The organism is Pseudomonas sp. Pseusp15, from assembly GCF_059492165.1.
Genome location: NZ_CP168523.1, coordinates 922,888 through 943,316 on the forward strand (window position 1 = coordinate 922,888; position 20,429 = coordinate 943,316).

21 protein-coding genes and 1 tRNA gene are annotated in these 20,429 nt (G+C 58.7%); 17 read left to right on the top strand and 5 right to left on the bottom strand.

The annotated features are described in order from the left end of the window. Positions 1-2: 2 nt before the first annotated feature. Positions 3-281: a DUF3509 domain-containing protein gene (locus ACEN8R_RS04385; protein WP_018925205.1), complete on the bottom strand. Its 279-nt coding sequence runs from the start codon at positions 279-281 to the stop codon at positions 3-5. A 344-nt stretch (positions 282-625) separates the two neighbouring features. On the opposite strand from ACEN8R_RS04385, the gene ACEN8R_RS04390 reads away from it, so the two are divergent. The 10 genes from ACEN8R_RS04390 to ACEN8R_RS04435 all read left to right on the top strand — a co-directional run bounded on the left by ACEN8R_RS04390 (position 626) and on the right by ACEN8R_RS04435 (position 9,744). Beyond that, complete coding sequence (locus tag ACEN8R_RS04390) at positions 626-2,464, top strand: long-chain-acyl-CoA synthetase (protein ID WP_018925206.1); 1,839 nt, start codon at positions 626-628, stop codon at positions 2,462-2,464. A gap of 111 nt (positions 2,465-2,575) precedes the next feature. Next, complete coding sequence (locus tag ACEN8R_RS04395; RefSeq protein WP_018925207.1) at positions 2,576-3,094, top strand: ankyrin repeat domain-containing protein; 519 nt, start codon at positions 2,576-2,578, stop codon at positions 3,092-3,094. A gap of 243 nt (positions 3,095-3,337) precedes the next feature. Next, positions 3,338-3,868: a hypothetical protein gene (locus tag ACEN8R_RS04400; RefSeq protein WP_007940803.1), complete on the top strand. Its 531-nt coding sequence runs from the start codon at positions 3,338-3,340 to the stop codon at positions 3,866-3,868. Between the two features lie 83 nt (positions 3,869-3,951). Then, positions 3,952-4,143 (top strand): PLDc N-terminal domain-containing protein, encoded by a 192-nt coding sequence (locus ACEN8R_RS04405; protein WP_007940802.1) that lies wholly within the window; start codon positions 3,952-3,954, stop codon positions 4,141-4,143. Between the two features lie 238 nt (positions 4,144-4,381). Further along, positions 4,382-5,257 carry a polyamine aminopropyltransferase gene (gene speE, locus ACEN8R_RS04410; RefSeq protein ID WP_018925208.1) on the top strand — a complete coding sequence of 292 codons (876 nt, stop codon included), beginning with the start codon at positions 4,382-4,384 and terminating at the stop codon, positions 5,255-5,257. A 154-nt stretch (positions 5,258-5,411) separates the two neighbouring features. After that, positions 5,412-5,645 (top strand): hypothetical protein, encoded by a 234-nt coding sequence (locus ACEN8R_RS04415; RefSeq protein ID WP_018925209.1) that lies wholly within the window; start codon positions 5,412-5,414, stop codon positions 5,643-5,645. A 198-nt stretch (positions 5,646-5,843) separates the two neighbouring features. Next, positions 5,844-6,185, top strand: coding sequence for a ribonuclease E inhibitor RraB (locus tag ACEN8R_RS04420; RefSeq protein ID WP_018925210.1), 342 nt, complete (start codon positions 5,844-5,846; stop codon positions 6,183-6,185). A 380-nt stretch (positions 6,186-6,565) separates the two neighbouring features. Beyond that, the gene (locus ACEN8R_RS04425; protein WP_018925211.1) at positions 6,566-7,975 is read left to right on the top strand and encodes a circularly permuted type 2 ATP-grasp protein; all 1,410 of its coding nucleotides are present in this window, start codon (positions 6,566-6,568) and stop codon (positions 7,973-7,975) included. Positions 7,976-7,987: 12 nt separating this feature from the next. Next, on the top strand, positions 7,988-8,938 hold the full coding sequence (locus ACEN8R_RS04430; RefSeq protein WP_026286340.1) for an alpha-E domain-containing protein: 951 nt from the start codon (positions 7,988-7,990) through the stop codon (positions 8,936-8,938). After that, positions 8,935-9,744, top strand: coding sequence for a transglutaminase family protein (locus ACEN8R_RS04435; protein WP_018925213.1), 810 nt, complete (start codon positions 8,935-8,937; stop codon positions 9,742-9,744). The genes ACEN8R_RS04430 and ACEN8R_RS04435 overlap by 4 nt, the downstream gene beginning before the upstream one ends. A 153-nt stretch (positions 9,745-9,897) precedes the next feature. Here ACEN8R_RS04435 and ACEN8R_RS04440 read toward each other — a convergent pair whose 3' ends face one another. Beyond that, entirely contained in the window at positions 9,898-10,725 is an 828-nt protein-coding gene (locus tag ACEN8R_RS04440) for a c-type cytochrome (RefSeq protein WP_018925214.1), read from the bottom strand. 580 nt (positions 10,726-11,305) lie between these two features. On the opposite strand from ACEN8R_RS04440, the gene ACEN8R_RS04445 reads away from it, so the two are divergent. The 3 genes from ACEN8R_RS04445 to ACEN8R_RS04455 all read left to right on the top strand — a co-directional run bounded on the left by ACEN8R_RS04445 (position 11,306) and on the right by ACEN8R_RS04455 (position 15,537). Continuing rightward, on the top strand, positions 11,306-12,511 hold the full coding sequence (locus tag ACEN8R_RS04445) for an acetyl-CoA C-acetyltransferase (protein ID WP_018925215.1): 1,206 nt from the start codon (positions 11,306-11,308) through the stop codon (positions 12,509-12,511). Between the two features lie 38 nt (positions 12,512-12,549). After that, the gene (locus ACEN8R_RS04450; protein ID WP_018925216.1) at positions 12,550-14,694 is read left to right on the top strand and encodes a 3-hydroxyacyl-CoA dehydrogenase NAD-binding domain-containing protein; all 2,145 of its coding nucleotides are present in this window, start codon (positions 12,550-12,552) and stop codon (positions 14,692-14,694) included. Between the two features lie 108 nt (positions 14,695-14,802). Continuing rightward, positions 14,803-15,537: an amidotransferase gene (locus ACEN8R_RS04455; RefSeq protein ID WP_018925217.1), complete on the top strand. Its 735-nt coding sequence runs from the start codon at positions 14,803-14,805 to the stop codon at positions 15,535-15,537. Between the two features lie 83 nt (positions 15,538-15,620). On the opposite strand, the gene ACEN8R_RS04460 is transcribed toward ACEN8R_RS04455, so the two are convergent. The 3 genes from ACEN8R_RS04460 to ACEN8R_RS04470 all read right to left on the bottom strand — a co-directional run bounded on the left by ACEN8R_RS04460 (position 15,621) and on the right by ACEN8R_RS04470 (position 18,364). Continuing rightward, on the bottom strand, positions 15,621-16,592 hold the full coding sequence (locus ACEN8R_RS04460) for a magnesium and cobalt transport protein CorA (protein WP_018925218.1): 972 nt from the start codon (positions 16,590-16,592) through the stop codon (positions 15,621-15,623). Between the two features lie 146 nt (positions 16,593-16,738). Beyond that, positions 16,739-17,461, bottom strand: a complete 723-nt coding sequence (locus ACEN8R_RS04465; protein WP_018925219.1) for a 1-acylglycerol-3-phosphate O-acyltransferase — start codon at positions 17,459-17,461, stop codon at positions 16,739-16,741. A gap of 213 nt (positions 17,462-17,674) precedes the next feature. Then, complete coding sequence (locus ACEN8R_RS04470) at positions 17,675-18,364, bottom strand: crotonase/enoyl-CoA hydratase family protein (protein ID WP_018925220.1); 690 nt, start codon at positions 18,362-18,364, stop codon at positions 17,675-17,677. A 308-nt stretch (positions 18,365-18,672) separates the two neighbouring features. Between ACEN8R_RS04470 and ACEN8R_RS04475 the strand changes: the two genes are divergently transcribed. The 4 genes from ACEN8R_RS04475 to ACEN8R_RS04490 all read left to right on the top strand — a co-directional run bounded on the left by ACEN8R_RS04475 (position 18,673) and on the right by ACEN8R_RS04490 (position 20,318). Continuing rightward, positions 18,673-18,762 (top strand) — tRNA-Ser (locus ACEN8R_RS04475). Positions 18,763-18,941: 179 nt separating this feature from the next. Further along, positions 18,942-19,262, top strand: a complete 321-nt coding sequence (locus ACEN8R_RS04480; protein WP_018925235.1) for a YbjQ family protein — start codon at positions 18,942-18,944, stop codon at positions 19,260-19,262. A 148-nt stretch (positions 19,263-19,410) separates the two neighbouring features. Then, the gene (locus ACEN8R_RS04485; RefSeq protein ID WP_007940781.1) at positions 19,411-19,605 is read left to right on the top strand and encodes a hypothetical protein; all 195 of its coding nucleotides are present in this window, start codon (positions 19,411-19,413) and stop codon (positions 19,603-19,605) included. Positions 19,606-19,952: 347 nt separating this feature from the next. After that, positions 19,953-20,318: a glycine zipper domain-containing protein gene (locus tag ACEN8R_RS04490; RefSeq protein WP_018925236.1), complete on the top strand. Its 366-nt coding sequence runs from the start codon at positions 19,953-19,955 to the stop codon at positions 20,316-20,318. Positions 20,319-20,429: the final 111 nt, after the last annotated feature.

The window sequence follows — 20,429 nt, forward strand, 5'->3', positions numbered from 1 at the left end:
GTTTATGCCGAGTGATAGGTCGGCAGCGCGAACCGTTGCTGGCTTTGCAGCATGGAAATCTGCGGCAGTTCGCTGGCCTGTTCGGCGACGTCACGGCGAATCGCGCTGATGACCCATGACAGCTGATCGCCGGCATGCAATTGCTGGTAGGAAATCGAACGTTTGAAGACTTTACCGTCGTGGCTGCGCAGGGTCAGCAGAATGCCGCCATCCGGCCGGGGCTGGGTGGTCACTTCGAAGTTGGAGAACAGCGACGAAAATTTTTCCTGGATCAGGCTCATGTCTATCAGCTCCATTTTGTGCTTGAAGGGCAACATGGAGGGGTAGTTGCAGTGATTGTGCCAGTGTCGATACTTTTAAAATTCCATACAAATCAACAAGTTATATATTCATGATTTTCAGGGGGTCGTGCAATTTGCATGAATGGCCATCGTGCATCCTGCATTTTGCGAGGTTGGCGACAATTGGATGGAACCAATCGCAATCGCCGGAGTTCCGCTTTGCGAAGGCATCGGTCGCGGATACAAAACATTGCAAAAACCGCGTGTACAGCTCAAGAAGCCCTGACGTATTTTCGGCCTCAATCAACGCCACCCGACAATAAAAAGATCGAACGGGAGCAACCATGAGCCGCACACTGCACGACACGATTACCTGGGGCATGATGCTCCGCAAGCTGCCTTCCATTGCCAAAGCCATCCCCCGCGTGGTGAAGGGCATGAAAGTCGCCAACGTCAAGGACCCGACCCAACCGTGTGGTCTCGGCTGGAGCTTCGAGCAGGCGACGTTGCGCAATCCCGATGGCCCGGCATTGCTGCAGGGCGACGTGATGCTCACTTATGCACAGGCCAATCAGTGGGCCAATCGCATCGCCCATCACCTGATTGCCCAAGGCATCGGCAAGGGCGATGTGGTCGCGGTGTTTATCGAGAACCGTGTGGAACTGCTGGTGACGATATTGGCGGTGGCCAAGGTCGGTGCGATCAGCGCCTTGCTGAATACCTCCCAGACCCGCGATACCCTGGTTCATAGCCTGAATCTGGTGGCGCCTGTAGGGATTGTGGTCGGAGAAGAGCTGGTTCCGGCCTTCAATGCGGTCCGCGAGCGGGTGGCCATCGATGTGGCGCGCACCTGGTTTGTCGCCGATCAAGACACTTATCGCGATCCGGGCAAAACGCCCGATGGTTTCATTAACCTGATGACGGCCAGCTGCGACGCGCCCAGTGACAATCCCGTCAGCAGCCGGCAGGTTTTTCTCGACGACCCTTGTTTCTATATCTACACCTCGGGCACTACCGGGTTGCCCAAGGCCGGGGTGTTCAAACACGGCCGCTGGATGCGCAGCTCCGCCAGCTTCGGGCTGATCGCCCTGGACATGCAGCCGCAGGACGTCGTCTATTGCACCTTGCCGCTGTACCACGCCACCGGGCTTTGCGTGTGCTGGGGCTCGGCGATCAGCGGGGCGTCGGGGTTTGCCATCCGCCGCAAGTTCAGCGCCAGCCAGTTCTGGAGCGACGTGCGCAAATACCGGGCGACCACCCTCGGGTACGTTGGCGAATTGTGTCGCTACCTGGTGGATCAACCGCGCAGCGTCGACGACAGTCGGCACAGCGTGAGGAAGATGATCGGCAATGGTCTGCGCCCCGGCGCGTGGAACGAGTTCAAGACGCGATTTGCCGTCGACCACATCTGCGAGCTGTACGCCGCCAGCGACGGCAATATTGGTTTCACCAACATCCTCAACTTCGACAACACCATAGGCTTTTCCCTGATGTCCTGGGAGCTGGTGGCGTACGACCACGACAGCGGTGCCCCCACGCGGGATGCCAACGGCTTCATGCACAAAGTGGCCAAGGGCGAGCAGGGGCTGTTGTTGGCGAGGATCGACGATAAGGCGCCTCTGGACGGCTACACCGATCCGCAGAAGACCGCAAAAGTGGTGCTCCACGATGTGTTCGTGAAGGGCGACCGTTACTTCAATACCGGTGACCTGCTGCGCAACATCGGTTTCGGTCACGCGCAGTTTGTCGATCGCTTGGGGGACACCTACCGCTGGAAGGGCGAAAACGTCTCTACCACCGAGGTCGAGAACATCCTGTTGCAACACCCGCACATCGCCGAAGCCGTGGCCTATGGTGTGGAAATCCACAACACCAACGGGCGGGCAGGGATGGCGGCCATTACACCGGCCGAATCCCTGGCGACCCTGGATTTCAGTGAGTTGCTGGCGTTCGCCAGGCAACAAATGCCGGCCTATGCGGTGCCACTGTTCCTGCGGGTGAAAGTGAAAATGGAAACCACCGGGACCTTCAAGTACCAGAAGACCCGGCTCAAGGACGAAGCCTTCGACCCGAGCAAAACTGGCGATGACCCGATTTATGCCTGGCTGCCGGGCACCGAAACCTACGTGCGAGTCACCGAGCAGGTGCTGGCGGATATTTACGGAGGCAGGCATCGCTATTGAAAGGGTCGCTATTGAATATCGCTATGACCGTCCATGAGAAAAAACAAGTGACAGGTTCCGGGCTGCTCGGGAAACTATCGGCTTTCCGATTGACCGAATGTGGAGTCCCCAATGTCAGACAAAAGCCGCCAGATGACCCCCGAAGAGGCTGCTGAATTTGCCGAACAGGTGTTCAACAAAGCGCGCGATGGTGATGCGGTGATGCTGGACCGGTTGATCAGCTCCGGATTGCCGGTGAATCTGCGTAACAGCAAGGGCGATACCTTGCTGATGCTCGCCAGTTACTACGGGCATGTAGAGGCGGTGCAGGTGCTGCTCAAGCACAAGGCCGATCCCGAGTTGCGCAACGGCAACGGTCAGAGTCCGATTGCCGGTGCCGCATTCAAGGGCAACCTGGCGGTGGTCAAGGCGTTGGTTGAGGGGGGCGCTGAAGTGGAAGGTTCGTCCTTCGACGGACGCACTGCGTTGATGATGGCGGCGATGTTCAACCGCGTCGAAATCATCGACTACCTGATCAGCAAAGGCGCCGATCCAGCGGCCAAGGACGCCAACGGTGTGTCTGCGCTGGACGCGGCCAAGACCATGGGCGCGGCGGATACCACGGCTCAGCTGAAAAAACTCCTGGCCTGACCTCTGTAGTGTCGCGGGGCTTTTGTGGCGAGGGAGCTCTGTGGCGAGGGGGCTTGCCCCCGTTGGGCCGCGAAGCGGCCCCCTTCGGTATCTCATTCAAACCCAGTTCTCTGGTTTTACGACTGCTTCGCAGCCGAACGGGGGCAAGCCCCCTCGCCACAGGTTCCTGCCAGGTCCCGCAATCCGTTTCCGAATGCGGTATCCTTCGCGCCCTCAAAATTCCCTCGCTACAGGATCCACCTCATGAAAGCCGCACTCGTCGAACTCATCAGCAAAATCAGCTCCGGGTGCATGGGCGAGGACGAAATCCTGAAAATCGCTGACGAAGCGGCTCAGGCCTACGCCGATCCCGAGGCTTTTCTGGCGGCCAATCCAGATATCAACTACGACGACACCTTTCCGATCCCGTTGGGCGAGTGGGTTGTCGTCGGCAGTCTGCCGGAAACCGTGTTGTTCCAGGCCGACACCTACATGGACCTGTTCGCGCAGATCGTCGCCTCGTTCGGCCCCGGCGTTGAGTTCAACATCAAGCCCAAGCAACTGGCCAAAACCGAAGCCCTGACGGCACTCAATCGCATTCAGGTGCAGATGAGCAGCCTGAACAAGGAAAACGGTGGCTACACCTTGATGAATTTCAGCCAGTTGCTCGACGACGAACTGCAAGTGGTGCTGGTCTATGGCAACGACGTGCCACGGGTGCTGGAGTTGTGCGCCGAAGTCGGCATCGCCGCTGCGCCCTCCCTGGAAGCCCTGAAAGTGGCCATCCACGTCTGAAGCCGTCTACAACGGTAATAAAACGGAACCCTCGCCAGGCCCGACTATCCTAAGAGTGCCTACCATTTTTTTGGAGCGACACCATGGGTTCCACGTTCAACACCCTGATCGGCCTGATTATTTTTGCCCTGGATATCTGGGCCATCATTAACGTGCTTAAAAGTGGCGCCGAAACCGGGATGAAAGTCCTTTGGGTGCTTTTGATCCTGCTGCTGCCGGTGCTGGGCCTGATCATCTGGGCCATCGCCGGGCCAAGAGGCGATGTGCGGATCTGACGATCTTCATGGTAGGAGCGAGGCTTGCCCGCGAAAGGATCGCTGCGGTGTACCTGATAGACCGAGTCATCGTTCTTCGCGGGCAAGCCTCGCTCCTACCGGTGTGTGCATCAGAAGGTTCGACCTGTCATGTTCCGCGACGTAGAATGCGCGCCTTTCCCGGTCAATCGAGGCGATCGATTGGCCATCATGGGCGGGTAACCGTCCGTTGCCACCCGCATTCATCGGAGCACTTCCCATGAGCAATACCCCAACCAGCGAGTACCTGGAAACCCTCTACGAAGGCTATGGCCAGCGTTTTCGCATGGAAAAACTGCTGCACGAAGTGCGCACCGAACACCAGCACCTGGTGATTTTCGAAAACCCGCGCATGGGCCGGGTGATGGCGCTGGATGGCGTAATCCAGACCACCGAAGCCGACGAATTCATCTACCACGAAATGCTCACCCACGTGCCGATCCTCGCCCATGGCACCGCCAAGCGCGTGCTGATCATCGGTGGTGGCGACGGCGGCATGCTGCGTGAAGTGGCCAAGCACCGCAGCGTCGAACACATCACCATGGTCGAAATCGACGGCACCGTGGTCGACATGTGCAAGGAATTCCTGCCGAACCACTCCAAGGGTGCGTTCGATGATCCACGCCTGAACCTGGTGATCGACGACGGCATGCGTTTCGTCGCCACCACCACCGAAAAGTTCGACGTGATCATTTCCGACTCCACCGACCCGATCGGTCCGGGGGAAGTACTGTTCTCCGAAAACTTCTACCAGGCTTGCCACCGCTGCCTGAACGAGGGCGGCATTCTGGTGACCCAGAACGGCACCCCGTTCATGCAAATCGAAGAAGTCAAAACCACCGCCGGCCGCCTGCGCAGCCTGTTCCCGGACTGGCACTTCTATCAGGCGGCCGTGCCGACCTACATCGGCGGCGCAATGACCTTCGCCTGGGGCGCGACCGATACCGCTTATCGCAAATTGTCCCGCGAAACCCTGCAACAGCGCTTCGCCGGCAGCGGCATCATCACCCGCTACTACAACCCGGAAATCCATATTGGTGCCTTCGCGTTGCCGCAGTACGTGCTGCAAGCGGTGAACAAACCTAGCAACGACTGATGCTTCGTCGATAAGAAAGGCCGTCGCCGGTGTGTGAACACGCGGGTGACGGCCTTTTTTCATGTCTCGCTTTTAGGATCCCTTGGAACGATCGGCCAATGCACGAGTCGAGATAGATGTAAGCCCATCCATGGGTTTTACCGAGGAGGCACCGATGCAAAAGTGGAAAATCACTTTCGTGGATGAACACGGTGAATCAGTCGACGAACTCTTCGAGTGCGAGGAGTGCCCGAGCAACGAGCAAGCCGCCCAACTCATTCGCGACCGGCGACTGCCGGTGGCTGCGAAACTGGACCTCAATGATCTGGAGGGTCGTACCGATGATCCGACCGTCAAAAGTCTGAAATCCCAGCACAGCATTGAAATCCTCAGTATTACTCCGATTTGATACACCTCCTGTCACATTCACCACCAGGTCTTGGCAGCGGCTCTGTCTTGAGGCTACTCTGCAACCGAGATCAGCGAGTGACTCGCTAAGGTCTGGTCTTGTCAGCTACATGCTTGTTTCCCGGCGGCAACCTCTGTTGCCGCATCGAAAGTGCAGGGAATACGGAAAGTCTATCCATCAGTCTGAGGGGGACGTTTCATGAGCACAGCCTATCAAGAAGACATCAGCAGCAGCGTGCTGCGCCGCATGAAAGAAGGCGGTTTCGATTTTTCACGATTCCATCCCATCGAGTTCTACGCCATTTTCCCGGACGAGGAGCGGGCACGCAGGGCGGCAGGTCATTTTTGTGGTGAATCCTTGAATGCCCAGATCAGCGCGCGTGACGACGGCGCGTGGTCGCTGGAACTGAGTAAAGTGATGTACGCCACCTACGACGGGATCGGCGACTTCGAGCAGGACTTCGAGGCGGTGGTCGAGCCTCTGGGTGGCATCATCGAGGGATGGGGCGTCAAACAGGAGATACGAGGGCTACTCGCATAAGCTTATGAACAGTGACACTTAGTAACGGCTGACCTTTGGGTTGGCCGTTTTTTGTTTCGATCTTTTTATTTCGCCACATTTCAAACGGACAAAAAAAAGCCACCTGAACAGGCGGCTAAAGGGAAGAGCGATCAGTTTTCCAGCGAATGTACGGATTATCCGCATCTCCCTCCCGAGCAGTGAAATCAACTCTGACTATGCTGCTGATAGGCGACAGCATTGCTTCGCCATGAAGCGGGGGCGATCAGGGTGGGGCAATTACCGCACAGGATTGGTGCGGGGCGCGCAGCAACATTATTCAACTGATTGATATCAAAGCGTTTCTGCCTATGGCACGGGCCTTGCGAAGGCCTGGATGTCCGTGTGACAAGGAGTACGGCATGATCCGCACCTTTTTTGATGAGATGTACGATGCCGGCGGCCAGGTCCGTCCGCATTATCGGGAGTTTGCCCGTTGGTTGGCCGAAACGCCTGACGAGCTTTTGGCACAACGGCGACGCGAGGCCGATCTGTTATTTCATCGCGCCGGGATTACCTTCACGCTCTATGGTGATGAGCAGGGGACAGAGCGCCTGATTCCCTTCGACACCATTCCCCGCAGCATCCCCGCCAGTGAATGGCGGGTCGTCGAACGCGGCTGCATTCAGCGGGTCAAGGCATTGAACATGTTTCTTGCCGACCTCTATCACGAGCAGCGCATCATCAAGGCCGGCATCATTCCGGCCGAACAAGTGCTGGCCAACGAGCAATACCAGTTGGCGATGCAAGGGCTGGATCTGCACCGCGATATCTATTCGCACATTTCCGGTGTCGACCTGGTGCGCGATGGCGACGGCACCTACTACGTGCTCGAAGACAACCTGCGTACCCCCAGCGGCGTGAGCTATATGCTCGAAGACCGCAAGATGATGATGCGCCTGTTCCCCGAGTTGTTCGCGGCCCAGCGCATCGCGCCGATCGACCACTACCCGAACCTGTTGCTCGACACCCTGAAAAGCTCCAGCCCGATCGACAACCCGAGCGTGGTGGTGCTGACGCCGGGGCGTTTCAACAGTGCGTTTTTCGAGCATGCGTTCCTCGCTCGGGAAATGGGCGTTGAACTGGTGGAAGGCGCCGACCTGTTCGTGCGCGACGACAAGGTGTTCATGCGCACCACGGACGGGCCGAAAGCGGTCGACGTGATCTACCGTCGCCTCGACGATGCTTTCCTCGATCCGCTGGCGTTCAACCCCGATTCGATGCTTGGCGTTCCAGGGCTGCTGTCGTCCTACCGCTCCGGCAATGTGGTGCTGGCGAATGCCATCGGCACCGGGGTCGCGGACGACAAGTCGGTGTATCCCTTCGTCACGGACATGATTCGTTTCTACCTCGATGAAGAGCCGATCCTGAAGAACGTGCCGACGTGGCAGTGTCGTAATCCTTCTGAACTGTCCCACGTGCTGGCCAACCTTCCGGAGCTGGTGGTCAAGGAAACCCAAGGCTCCGGCGGTTACGGAATGCTGGTGGGGCCGGCGGCGACGGCGGCGGAGATCGAGTCTTTCCGCGAGCGGATCAAAGCCAAGCCCCACGCGTACATCGCGCAACCGACGTTGTCGTTGTCGACCTGTCCGACCTTTGTCGAAAACGGCATCGCACCGCGCCACATCGACCTGCGTCCGTTTGTATTGTCTGGCCGCGAAACCCGGGTTGTGCCCGGCGGTTTGACCCGTGTCGCCTTGCGTGAAGGCTCCCTGGTGGTGAACTCGTCCCAGGGCGGCGGAACCAAGGACACCTGGGTGGTCGAGGATTGAAGGAAGCTTGCCATGTTAAGTAGAACTGCCTCGGATCTGTACTGGATGTCGCGTTACCTGGAGCGGGCGGAAAACCTCGCGCGGATGCTCGACATCAGTTATTCGCTGTCGCTGATGCCCCAGGACGGTCGTGGTGACGGCTTGCACGAACTGGCCATGCCGTTGCTGATCACCGGCACCCTGGACGATTACCTCGCGCGCCACGGCGATCTGCATGCCGAACGGCTGCTGCATTTTTTCGCCCTGGACGCGGCCAACCCGGCGAGCATCTACAGCTGCCTCGGTGCCGCGCGAGCCAGCGCCCATGCGGTGCGTGGGCGAATCACCGCCGACATGTGGGAAAACATCAACGCCACCTGGCTGGAAATTCGCGGGATCGCCGAGCAGGGCTTGAGTCGCTACGGCATGAGCCGTTTCTGTGAGTGGATCAAGGAACGTTCCCACCTGTTCCGCGGCGCTTGCTACGGCACGATCATGCGTAACGACGCGTTCCGCTTCATTCGTCTGGGCACCTTTATCGAAAGGGCCGACAACACCTTGCGCCTGCTAGATGCTCGTTACGAAATGGCCGGCGATCAAGCCGAAGCAGTCAGTGACGGTACGGCCCACGCCTACTACCAATGGAGCGCCTTGTTGCGGGCCTTGTCATCGTTCGAGGCCTACACCGAAATCTACCGCGACGCCCCCGGCGCCCGGCATGTGGCCGAGCTGTTATTGCTGCGCGCCGATGTGCCGCGATCCCTGCGAGCCTGCACCGAAGAGGTCGATCAGATTCTCGCTCAACTACCGGGGGCCAACGGCCGTCCCGCACAACGCCTGGCGGCGGAAATGGACGCGCGCCTGCGCTACACCGGTATCAACGAAATCCTCGACGAAGGCCTGCACACCTGGCTGACCGAGTTCATCCCGCTGGTGCGCCAGTTGGGCAATGCCATACACAGTTCCTATCTGGAGGCTGCATGAGACTTTCCATTAGCCACGAGACCGCCTATCACTACGAAGATCAGGTGCGGGCGAGCATCCAGTACCTGCGACTGACACCCCACGACAGCGAGCGCCAGCACGTGCTGAGCTGGCAACTCGACCTGCCGCGCCCGGTGCGCGCGCAACTCGATCCGTTCGGCAACATCCTGCATGTGTTGACCCTGGATGAGCCGCATGAGGCGATCATCATCGGCGCCCGTGGCCAGGTCGACATCGACGAGCTGCGCGAAGCCGAGCACGAGAGTCAGTCGGCGCTGCCGTTCCTGCGTTTCACCCGGCTGACCGAAGCCGACGAAGCCCTGCGCGCGTTTGCCGAGAAGGCGTGCAAGCAACGGCGGGATCGCACGGCGCTGATCGATTTGATGCATGGCCTGAACCAGCACATGACCTACACGCCAGGTGCCACCGAAGTGGAGACCAGCGCCGCGCAAGCTTTCGCCGGGCGTTCCGGGGTCTGCCAGGACCATACCCATGCGTTTCTCGCCTGCGCCCGCAGCCTGGGCATCCCCTCGCGTTATGTGTCGGGGTATTTGTACAGCGAGAACAGTGAACACCTGGCCAGTCACGCCTGGGCGGAAGCCTGGCTGGATGACGCCTGGTATAGCTTCGATGTAACCAACGAACTGGCCCGGCCTGAACGTCACTTGAAACTGGCTGTGGGCCTGGACTACCTCGACGCCTGTCCGGTGCGCGGTATGCGCCGTGGCGGCGGGTATGAGCAGATGCATGCCAAGGTGTTGGTCGCGCCGACGCCTGCGCCGGTGATCTCCGTCCAACAGCAGTAGCAGTCATTCATTGTGGCGAGGGAGCTTGCTCCCGCTCGGCTGCGCAGCAGTCGCAAACCCGGCGAATGCGGTTTGCCTGACGGATCGCGTCGCCTGATTTGAGGGCCGCTTCGCGCCCCAGCGGGAGCGAGCTCCCTCGCCACAGGTGGATGTTTACTTGGCCGTAGACACCTTGCGTCCCGCCATGTGCTTCAAATACCCCACCAACAACTCCAGATCCCCCTCCGGCAACACCGTCGGCGAGAACCCGGGCATCTTCGCCTGCGGCCACTGGCGCAAGCTCTGCGGGTCACGGATGTAACGCTTGAGGAAGTCTGCGCCGAAATACTCGGTCGGGTTGAACGGAATATTCAGGTCCGGCCCGAACTGCGCGTCCCCCGCGCCATTGAGTCGATGACAGGCCAGGCAGTTCTTCTGAAACAGCGCAAAGCCCTTGTTCACCGGATGGTCCGCCTTCAATGCAGGATCGGGTAACAGGGCAGGGAAGCGCTCATCCACCGGGGCCATGCGCTTGATGCTCGCCACTTCGAACGGCCATTGCTCGGGACTGATATTGCCCGCCTGTGGATCGGTCCAGACCAGATAGAACGGCCCGGCACTGGGCTTGCCCTCGGACAGCGGCGGCCACGGCTTGGCCGGGTCTTCAATCGCCAGCCAGGCCTGCGCGCCCTGGGTATTGAGCAACGGTGCGGCGGCCAGTTCGGCGGCAAAACCGTCCAGGGCCACGGCTTGCAAGTGGTCGTCAGGCTTGATGCCCGTCAACAACGCTGCCAACGGCACGGCGCGATAGCTCATGTCCCGTTTGTAGGAAACGTCGTTAGTGATCGTGATGGTCTGAGCCTGAGGATGCTTGAGCAATTCCTCGGTCTGCCAGGTGCGAGGGCTCGCGCCCAACTCAAGATTCAGCTGCGCGGCAGACAGAGGCGTGCTGAGCAGCAAGGCCCCAAACAAAATGAGCGCTTTCAAGTGATCGTCGTCCATGTCGTGGAAGTGCCGCAAAGGTTGGCACAGCCACGCCGGCCCGGATAGCGAGCCAGTCACATTTTTATCAGGCGAAATGAAAACCCCCGCTGCTCGATCAGCCAAGCACCTTGGTCAGGTTCGGCAAAATCAACAACAGCGTAGTAGCAAATAGAATGAGCCCGGCTTGACGTACTTTCGAATGTTTGAACATGGCTTGACCGCCTTTTTTGTTATTTCCTGGTTGCCTGCCTGCATATCTCCATGACGGCAGAGCGCTGCACTTCCTGTAGGACGAGAGCCTCGGCAAAACCCGACGACAACTTCGTACAGGTTTACATTAGGGCCCGCGTCACGCTTGGCTTAGATCCATTTCGTATGGACTTAGCGCTGATCGCTGCCAAAAAGACATGAGGCCTATGGCCAGCTTCTTGGGCGCCCGTTGGCTAGACAGCTTGGTGACACGAATCGATTAATCCGATAGCTGACTACCGTTCGTCTGAGCGTGACCGTCAACGTCAATGAGCGGTGTGGTCATTGAATCCACGGCTGCTCGGCATAAGGTGAGGGTATAGAGATCACCCTCAGGTTCGAGAACGCCATGACCCAAGCTTTGATATTTGACGCGTTACGCACGCCCCGTGGCAAAGGCAAGGCCAATGGTGCCTTGCACAGCGTCAAGCCAGTGAACCTGGTGGCCGGGCTGCTGACGGCGTTGCAGCAGCGCACCTCCCTGGACACCAGTCAGGTCGACGACGTGGTGCTTGGCTGCGTGACGCCTATCGGTGATCAGGGCGCCGACATTGCCAAGACCGCCACACAAGTGGCCGATTGGGACGTCAGCGTGGCGGGTGTGCAACTCAATCGCTTCTGCGCGTCGGGGCTGGAAGCAGTGAACCTGGGTGCGATGAAAGTGCGTTCCGGCTTCGAAGATCTGGTGGTGGTCGGTGGCGTCGAGTCGATGTCCCGCGTGGCCATGGGCAGCGACGGCGGGGCCTGGGCGCTGGACCCGGAAACCAACTTGCACAGCCATTTCACACCCCAGGGCGTGGGTGCTGACCTGATCGCGACAATCGAAGGTTTCAGTCGTCAGGACGTCGATGCCTTCGCGTTGCACTCCCAGCAGAAAGCGGCGCGGGCGCGGGCGAATGGTTCCTTCAACAAGTCGCTGGTGCCGGTGCAGGACCAGAACGGCATCATCCTGCTTGATCACGATGAGTTCATTCGCGCCGATTCGACGATGGAAGGCCTGGGCAAGCTCAAGCCGAGTTTCGAAATGATCGGGCAAATGGGCTTCGACGCCACGGCATTGCGGGTGTACAGCCAGGTCGAGCGGATCAACCACGTTCACACGCCGGGCAACAGCTCCGGGATCGTCGATGGCGCGGCGCTGATGCTGATCGGCTCCGAAGCGAAGGGCCGGGCGCTGGGCTTGCAGCCACGGGCGCGGGTCGTCGCCACGGCGGTCACCAGCACCGACCCGACCATCATGCTCACCGGCCCGGCGCCGGCCACCCGCAAGGCACTGGCCAAGGCTGGGCTGCGGGTCGAAGACATCGACCTTTTCGAGGTCAATGAAGCGTTCGCCTCGGTCGTGTTGAAGTTCATCAAGGACATGGCCATCGACCCGGACAAGGTCAACGTCAACGGCGGCTCCATCGCCATGGGCCACCCGCTCGGCGCCACCGGTTGCGCGATTCTCGGCACGCTGCTCGATGAACTGGAAACCCGTCACCTGCGCTATGGCCTGGCGACATTGTGTGTCGGCGGCGGCATGGGCATTGCCACCATCATCGAACGCCTCTGAGCCTGCCTTTAAGAAAATCCGACTCAAGGAAAATTGCCATGACCCAAGCCATTCGTTACGAAAAGGGCCAGGACCGGATCGTCGTCCTGACCATCGACATGCCGGGCCAGAGCGCCAACACCATGAACGCGGTCTACCGCGAGGCCATGGCCACCTGTGTCGAGCGCCTGGTCGCCGACAAGGATGCGATTGCCGGCGTGATCATCACCTCGGCCAAGAAAACCTTCTTCGCCGGTGGCGACCTCAATGAACTGATCAAGGTCGGCAAGTCCGAAGCCCAAGCCTTTTACAACATGGTGCTGACCCTCAAGGGCCAGTTGCGCACCCTGGAAACCCTCGGTAAACCGGTGGTTGCCGCCATTAACGGTGCGGCGCTCGGCGGCGGTTGGGAAATCTGCCTGGCATGCCATCACCGTGTGGCGCTCGACAACCCGTCGGTGCTGCTTGGCCTGCCGGAAGTCACCCTCGGCCTGTTGCCGGGCGGCGGCGGGGTGGTGCGCATGGTGCGCATGCTGGGCATCGAAAAAGCTCTGCCGTATCTGCTGGAAGGCAAGAAAATCCGCCCGCAACAGGCGCTGCAAGCGAGGTTGATCGATGAGTTGGCTGTCGATCACGATGAGCTGATAGCCAAGGCGCGGGCGTGGATTGCTGCTCATCCGGTTGCTGTGCAGCGTTGGGATGTGAAGGGTTATCAGATCCCTGGCGGTACGCCGTCGGATCCGAAAGTCATGCAGATGCTGGCCATCACGCCGTCGATCCTACGTAGTAAAACCCAGGGGTGCCTGCCCGCGCCGGAGAAAATCCTCTGCGCCGCGGTGGAGGGCGCTCAGGTGGATTTCGACACCGCGCACCTGATCGAAACCCGCTATTTCACCGAACTGACTACGGGCCAGGTGTCGAAAAACCTCATCGGCACCTTTTGGTTCCAGCTCAATGAGATCAATGCCGGCGGTTCGCGACCTCAGGGCATAGCGCCTTACGTGACGAAGAAAGTCGGCGTGCTCGGCGCCGGGATGATGGGCGCGGGCATCGCGTTTGTCAGCGCCTCAGCCGGTATCGATGTGGTGCTCAAAGACATCAACCTCGCCGCGGCAGAGAAGGGCAAGGCTCACTCGGCGGCGCTGCTGGACAAGAAGGTTGCTCGGGGTCAGTTGAGCCGGGAGCAGCGCGAGGCGATTCTGACGCGAATCCATACCACCGAAAATGATGCGGATCTGGCTGGTTGCGATTTGATTATCGAAGCGGTGTTTGAAGATCGCGAGCTTAAAGCCAGGGTCTCATCGGCAGCGCAAACCGTCGTCGGCCCGGACGCGGTGATCGCCTCCAATACCTCGACGTTGCCGATCAGTGGCCTGGCCACCGCCGTGCCAGACCAGAGCAAATTCATCGGCCTGCATTTCTTCAGTCCCGTGGAGAAAATGCCGTTGGTGGAAATCATCAAAGGCGTCCATACCAGCGACGAAACCCTGGCTCGCGGTTTCGATTTCGTCCTGCAAATCAAGAAAACTCCGATTGTGGTCAATGACAGTCGTGGCTTTTTTACGTCGCGGGTGTTTGGCACCTTCACCAACGAAGGCATCGCGATGCTCGGCGAAGGCGTGAGCGCGCCGATGATCGAGACCGAAGCGCGCAAGGCCGGCATGCCCGTCGGGCCTCTGGCGATCTCCGACGAAGTTTCCCTCAGCCTCATGAGCCATATCCGCCAGCAAACCGCCAAAGACCTGCAAACGGAAGGGAAACCGCTGATTGAGCACCCGGCGTTTGCCGTGATTGACTTGTTGCTCAAGGAATTCAAGCGTCCGGGCAAGGCCGCTGGAGGTGGTTTCTACGATTACCCGGCCGCCGGGCAGAAACATTTGTGGCCGGAGCTGAAAACCCGTTTCGAGAAAACTGACGGGCAGATTTCGCCGAAGGATGTGCGTGATCGACTGCTGTTCATCCAAGCCATCGAAACCGTGCGTTGTGTAGAGGAGGGCGTGCTGACCTCGACAGCGGATGCCAACGTCGGCTCGATCTTCGGCATCGGCTTCGCAGCCTGGACCGGCGGTGCGCTGCAATTCATCAACCAGTACGGTGTGAAAGACTTTGTTGCCCGCGCCCAGTACCTGGCCGAGCAATATGGCGAACGCTTCACGCCGCCTGCGCTGTTGCTGGAGAAAGCCGCCAAGGACGCGCTGTTCTAAGGCGGCGTTCCAAGGGACCGATGACGCCTTCCGGGGCTTGCCTTGCCACCGTGTTTCAAGGCAGGCTCTGGGGTGTGCATTATTCCCACCATGTGTCAGGTATTTTTTATGTCGTTACGCATCTGCATTCTGGAAACCGACATCCTGCGTCCGGAACTGGTCGATCAATATCAGGGTTACGGGCAGATGTTCCAGCGTCTGTTTTCGCAGCAACCCATCGCGGCCGAATTCAGCGTGTACAACGTGATGCAGGGCGATTATCCCAGCGATGACCTGACCTTCGATGCGTATCTGGTCACCGGCAGCAAGGCCGATTCCTTCGGCACCGACCCATGGATTCAAACCCTCAAGACGTATCTGCTGAAGCGCTACGAGCGTGGCGACAAACTGCTGGGCGTGTGCTTCGGTCACCAACTGTTGGCGCTGCTATTGGGCGGCAAGAGCGAGCGGGCGACCCAGGGCTGGGGCGTCGGCACCCACAAATACAAACTCGCGGCCAAGGCGCCGTGGATGAGTCCGGTGAGGGAAGAACTGACGTTGCTGATCAGTCACCAGGATCAGGTCACCGCATTGCCGGAAAACGCGACGGTGATTGCTTCTAGCGATTTCTGCCCGTTCGCCGCGTACCACATCAACGATCAGGTGCTGTGCTTCCAGGGGCATCCGGAGTTCATTCACGATTACTCGCGGGCGCTGCTGGATATCCGCCAGGAGGCGCTGGGCGAGCAGATTTATTCGCAAGGTATGGCGAGTCTTGAACACGAGCATCACGGCACTACCGTCGCAGAGTGGATGATGCGGTTTGTGGCGCACAAGCCTGAGACTGACTCGGTTAAGCCTTAAAAGCTTCGCGGGCAAGCCTCGGTCCTACGGATAACCTGTAGGAGCGAGGCTGCCCGCGAATTTTGCAGACGCCTCGGTTCCGACTACAACCACCCAGACTTTTTGAAGCTCGCCCACAAACCGACGCACCCAACGGTAATAAACCCCAGCACCGCGAAATACCCGTAATGCCAGCTCAACTCCGGCATGTTCTGGAAGTTCATCCCATAGATCCCGGCCACCGCGGTCGGGAACGCCAGAATCGCCGCCCATGCCGCAAACTTGCGTTGCACCACGCTCTGGCGTGACGCCTCCAGCAACACCCCGACCTCGATGGTCTGGCTGGCAATGTCCGCCAGGGTCGTCAGGTCTTCCAGTTGCCGCGTGACATGAATCTGCACATCGCGGAAATACGGGCGCATATTTTTGTCGATAAACGGAAAGCTCAGCTTTTGCAATTCCTCACCGATCTCCACCATCGGTGCCGCATACCGGCGCAAGCGCAATACATCGCGGCGCAGGCCGTGGAGTTTCTGGATATCGCGCTCGTTCAGGGAACCGCAGAGGACATTGCTCTCCAGCTCATCGATCTCGGCATGAATCGCTTCGCCCATCGGCTGGTAGTTTTCAATCACGAAATCGAGGATGGCATAGAGTACGAAATCTTCCCCATGCTCCAGCAAAAGCGGGCGCGCCTCACAACGCTGTCGGACATGGGCGTAGGACGCCGAATGACCGTTACGTGCGGTAATGATGTAACCCTTGCCGGCGAAGATATGCGTCTCGATGAACTGCAATTTGCCTTCATGGCGGATCGGCGAATACGTGACGATGAACAGCGCATCGCCGAACGTTTCCAGCTTCGGTCGGCTGTGTTTTTCCAGGGCGTCTTCGATGGCCAGTTCGTGCAGGTTGAACTGGCGTTGCAGGTTGAACAGCTCCTGCGCATTGGGCTCTTCGAGGCCGATCCACACAAAGTGGCCAGGCTTGGCAGCCCAGGCAGCGCCTTCGTCGAGGGTGATGTTGGTGACTTTCTTACCGGCGCTGTAAACCGCAGCAGCAACGACTCTACCCATGATGATTCACTTCTTATCGGTCGCTTTCTATTGGTAAAGACTGGCGGTGCCAGGCAGGTTTCAGCTTAACCTTGTCTACTGCTTGAGAGTCAGCAAAATCGGTAGAGTTCGCAGGCAAAAGAAAACCCGCACAGGGCGGGTTTCATTCAGGCGGCTTGCAGCTGCCGATCCATCGAGTCGATGCACTCACGCATCTGTTCGCGGCACTGGGCGATCAACATCGGCATGTCATCCAGACTCAATCCAGCCGTAGGAATTGCCGGTAACGAACGGATCAGAATCTTCCCACTGCGCCAGCGGTTCAATCGCATGTGTTTGACGTAACTGCTGACACACACCGGCACGATTGGCACGCCGGCGGCGATCGCCATCTGGAACGCGCCTTTCTTGAACGGCAGCAGCTCTTCGCCCAAGTTGCGGGTGCCCTCGGGGAAGACCCAGATCGAGGTGTCTTCATTTTGCAAGGTGTGCGTGGTGGTCAGCATCGACTGGCGTGCCTTGTGCGCATTGCCGCGATCGATCAACACATTGCCGGCCAGCCAGAACAACTGCCCGAACAGCGGCACCCACTTCAGGCTCTTCTTGCCAATGCACACGGTACGGCGGGGCACCACGTTGCCGAACACAAACAGATCGTAGTTGGACTGGTGGTTGGCGATGATCACGCAGCTGTCGGGTTTATCCATCAACGGCCCGACATCGGCCTTAACCCGCAAGCGCAAAATACACATTGCCGGCCACGCATACAGACGGGCGCACAAACGGCTGTTGTCCGGATTGAACGGACGGCACAGCCCGAGAATCACTCCGAGCACACCGGCCAGAATAAAGTGCAGGCCCATCAACAACATACGAAACACAAACAGCATTTAAAGGCCCACCGGGACAAAAGGTGGCGCAGTGTACGGATGTGCACTGTTTTCGGCAATTGCCGCTATAGAAGTGGGAGATAGCCGATTTTTGAGCGCATGTTTCCGACTTGTGGGTCAGATGCGGCCTAGAGCGGTTGTAAGGTTTTAAACCAGACACCCAAGAAAAAGCCCGACACGACGGTCGGGCTTTTCGGTGCAACGCGTTCGGGCTTAGCCCATGTGCTCCTGATCCAGGATGATCGCGTTGTCCAGCGTCTCCAGCAGCGCCTTGCGCGTTTTCAACTTGGTGTTCTTGTGGGCGATCATGTTGAGCTTCTTCAACTGACGAGCCGCCGCCAGCGCCGCGCCTTGCAGCTCTTCGGCCGACACCACCTTATCGAGGAAGCCGGCATCCACGGCACTCTGCGGGTTGAACATCTCGGCGTTGATCACCGCGCGATGAAACGCCGACTTGCGCAGACGATCACGGGCCAGTTCGATACCGGCATGGTGCATGGTCATGCCGATCTGCACTTCGTTCAGGCCAATGCTGAACGGGCCATCGACACCGATGCGGTAGTCAGCCGACAACAGAAGAAACGCACCCTTGGCCACCGCATGCCCAGGACACGCCACGACCACCGGGAACGGATGCGACAGCAGGCGACGAGCCAGGGTCGAACCCGCAGCCACCAGCGCCATGGCCTCGTTAGGGCCGGCCGTCATCACCTTCAAATCATAACCACCCGACAAAATTCCCGGCTGACCGGTAATGATCACCACCGCCCGATCCGCTACCGCCCGATCCAGCGCAGCGTTAAACGCGACAATCACGTCTGGAGAGATGGCATTGACCTTGCCATTGCTCAAGGTCAGGGTCGCGATACCGTCTTCGAGATGGTAGGAAATCAACTCACTCATGACGCCAATCCTTCTAATAAAGTAGGGCAGACGTTACCCACCGCTGTAGGCCAGGTAAAGCGCTGTGACTGACCCGCCAGTCACCCTTTTCCGGCCCTCCAGGCATTGTCCGCCCCGCCCATCGTGCATTGGCTTCTATATAGAAGGGGAGGCGAAGCCGGAGATTGGCAGGTTTGCCATGCCCTTGAACGCCCCCAAAGCGTTAATCGCGTTAAGCGCATGAAAATTCTGAAAAAAATATTTGCCATCAGAAAAGCTTTCGACTACATTAGCGCGCCTCGACAGACTGAATAAGTTTGACGAGATACGGTGAAGTGTCCGAGTGGCTTAAGGAGCACGCCTGGAAAGTGTGTATACAGGAAACTGTATCGAGAGTTCGAATCTCTCCTTCACCGCCACATTCGATATACATAAAACCCCTGATTTCGAGAGAAGTCAGGGGTTTTGTGGTTTCTGGCGTCTGGATTTCATGCATTAGACTGCCAAACTCCTCGAGCGGAATCGACCTCGGTGCCCAAACCCTCGAGTCAGTTTCGTCGTTTCAGCCATTGATGACAGCTCTGAACAAGGACATCCCATGATCACCACCACTACCCACACCATCGAAGGTCGGCAAATCACCGCCTACCTGGACATCGTCAGCGCCGAGTCGGTGCAGGGCGTTAACGTGATTCGCGACATGTTCGCCGGGATGCGGGATTTTTTCGGTGGGCGTTCTCAGACGTTGGAGCGGGCATTGAAGGAGGCGCGGGTTCAGGCGACCGAGGAGATCAAGGAGCGGGCGCGGGTGCTTCAGGCGGATGCGGTGGTGGGGCTCGATTATGAGATCAGCATGCCTGCCGGCAAGGGTGGGATGGTGGTGGTGTTTGTGACCGGGACGGCGGTCAAGCTGAGGTAGGTTGCTCGGTACTGGCCATTCGTCGGGCATGTAACGATCTGAATCACAAGTCTGGGAATGACCGGCTAGTCTCAAAAACCAGGGTGGTCGATATTTTTCAGGCAAAAAGGGCTTGCCGGTATCGACCCGTTTTGAGAGGAGCGAAGATATGGCTGAGCCGTATATCGAAGACGACGGTGCAGAGTTTCCAATCAATGATTGCGTGCAGTGTGGTCAGACGGACTATGTGCCGAGCTTCGGCGAAGACCGTATCAAAATCAACAAAATCAAATCTGCAGTGCCTAGGACCCGAGGGCCGAAATCGAAATTTATGCCCAAGCTGGGGGCGCCCTCCAGGAAGTAAACCGATCACAGCACGAACCCCGTCATTGAGCGGGGTTTCTTGTTTCTGAAGGGCAGGAAGGGTGGCTCGGTGGCAATGCCGAGAAATGTCCTACAACTTTGCGAGCACTGGTATTTTTTTCACAAACTTTTCACACCGGCCTCCGTAGGCTCAGCTCATCCGTTAGAAAGCAGTACCCTGGCCCGTCTCCCCAGCGGGCTTTTTTTTGCCTGTCATAAAACCTTTTGCATAAACGCTGTCCAACCGTCGCCAATGGCGAGGTTGTTCTGGTTTTGTGTCTGGACTTTCCCTCCGCTAAAGCATTCAATCTCCGGCCTTTCGGTTCCCACTTTTTTGAGGTTCTTGTTATGCGTTTGACACTGCCTGCTCTGGTTCTGGGCCTTTTGGTTGCTCAAGGTGCGATGGCTGCCGGCGACGGCACAGCCGCGCTCGGTGGTGGTCTGGGTGGTGCGTTGGGTAACGTGGTTGGCCAGAAAATGGGCGGCAGCACTGGCGCAGCGATTGGTGCTGGCGTAGCGGGTGCAGCCGGCAGCGCTGTTGCCGCACGTAAAGGCAGCCGCACCAAAGCGGCCATCGGCGGCGGTGTTGGCGCGGCCGGCGGTTCGATAATCGGTAACAGCCTGGGCGGCAAGACCGGCTCCACCATCGGCGCAGGCCTGGGTGGCGCATTGGGTGGCGGCGTAGGCAGCAACCTGTCCAAAAAGCGTCATTGATTCTGAAGGTCAGCTGAAAAAGCCCGGCTTAATGCCGGGCTTTTTCGTTTTGGAACGTTTCTGCATCATGTGGCTCAAATCTCATACAGTCGGTATTGGTTTTCTGTATAA

Excerpts from the sequence above, each read along its gene's own strand:
- ACEN8R_RS04435 (WP_018925213.1), top strand. The coding sequence starts at position 8,935 with ATGAGACTTTCCATTAGCCACGAGACCGCCTATCACTACGAAGATCAG.
- ACEN8R_RS04390 (WP_018925206.1), top strand. The coding sequence starts at position 626 with ATGAGCCGCACACTGCACGACACGATTACCTGGGGCATGATGCTCCGC.
- ACEN8R_RS04430 (WP_026286340.1), top strand. The coding sequence starts at position 7,988 with ATGTTAAGTAGAACTGCCTCGGATCTGTACTGGATGTCGCGTTACCTG.
- ACEN8R_RS04465 (WP_018925219.1), bottom strand. The coding sequence starts at position 17,461 with ATGCTGTTTGTGTTTCGTATGTTGTTGATGGGCCTGCACTTTATTCTG.
- ACEN8R_RS04490 (WP_018925236.1), top strand. The coding sequence starts at position 19,953 with ATGCGTTTGACACTGCCTGCTCTGGTTCTGGGCCTTTTGGTTGCTCAA.
- ACEN8R_RS04400 (WP_007940803.1), top strand. The coding sequence starts at position 3,338 with ATGAAAGCCGCACTCGTCGAACTCATCAGCAAAATCAGCTCCGGGTGC.
- ACEN8R_RS04485 (WP_007940781.1), top strand. The coding sequence starts at position 19,411 with ATGGCTGAGCCGTATATCGAAGACGACGGTGCAGAGTTTCCAATCAAT.
- ACEN8R_RS04480 (WP_018925235.1), top strand. The coding sequence starts at position 18,942 with ATGATCACCACCACTACCCACACCATCGAAGGTCGGCAAATCACCGCC.
- ACEN8R_RS04420 (WP_018925210.1), top strand. The coding sequence starts at position 5,844 with ATGAGCACAGCCTATCAAGAAGACATCAGCAGCAGCGTGCTGCGCCGC.
- ACEN8R_RS04395 (WP_018925207.1), top strand. The coding sequence starts at position 2,576 with ATGTCAGACAAAAGCCGCCAGATGACCCCCGAAGAGGCTGCTGAATTT.
- ACEN8R_RS04470 (WP_018925220.1), bottom strand. The coding sequence starts at position 18,364 with ATGAGTGAGTTGATTTCCTACCATCTCGAAGACGGTATCGCGACCCTG.
- ACEN8R_RS04455 (WP_018925217.1), top strand. The coding sequence starts at position 14,803 with ATGTCGTTACGCATCTGCATTCTGGAAACCGACATCCTGCGTCCGGAA.
- ACEN8R_RS04415 (WP_018925209.1), top strand. The coding sequence starts at position 5,412 with ATGCAAAAGTGGAAAATCACTTTCGTGGATGAACACGGTGAATCAGTC.
- ACEN8R_RS04440 (WP_018925214.1), bottom strand. The coding sequence starts at position 10,725 with ATGGACGACGATCACTTGAAAGCGCTCATTTTGTTTGGGGCCTTGCTG.
- ACEN8R_RS04385 (WP_018925205.1), bottom strand. The coding sequence starts at position 281 with ATGAGCCTGATCCAGGAAAAATTTTCGTCGCTGTTCTCCAACTTCGAA.
- ACEN8R_RS04425 (WP_018925211.1), top strand. The coding sequence starts at position 6,566 with ATGATCCGCACCTTTTTTGATGAGATGTACGATGCCGGCGGCCAGGTC.
- ACEN8R_RS04405 (WP_007940802.1), top strand. The coding sequence starts at position 3,952 with ATGGGTTCCACGTTCAACACCCTGATCGGCCTGATTATTTTTGCCCTG.
- ACEN8R_RS04450 (WP_018925216.1), top strand. The coding sequence starts at position 12,550 with ATGACCCAAGCCATTCGTTACGAAAAGGGCCAGGACCGGATCGTCGTC.
- ACEN8R_RS04460 (WP_018925218.1), bottom strand. The coding sequence starts at position 16,592 with ATGGGTAGAGTCGTTGCTGCTGCGGTTTACAGCGCCGGTAAGAAAGTC.
- ACEN8R_RS04445 (WP_018925215.1), top strand. The coding sequence starts at position 11,306 with ATGACCCAAGCTTTGATATTTGACGCGTTACGCACGCCCCGTGGCAAA.
- speE (WP_018925208.1), top strand. The coding sequence starts at position 4,382 with ATGAGCAATACCCCAACCAGCGAGTACCTGGAAACCCTCTACGAAGGC.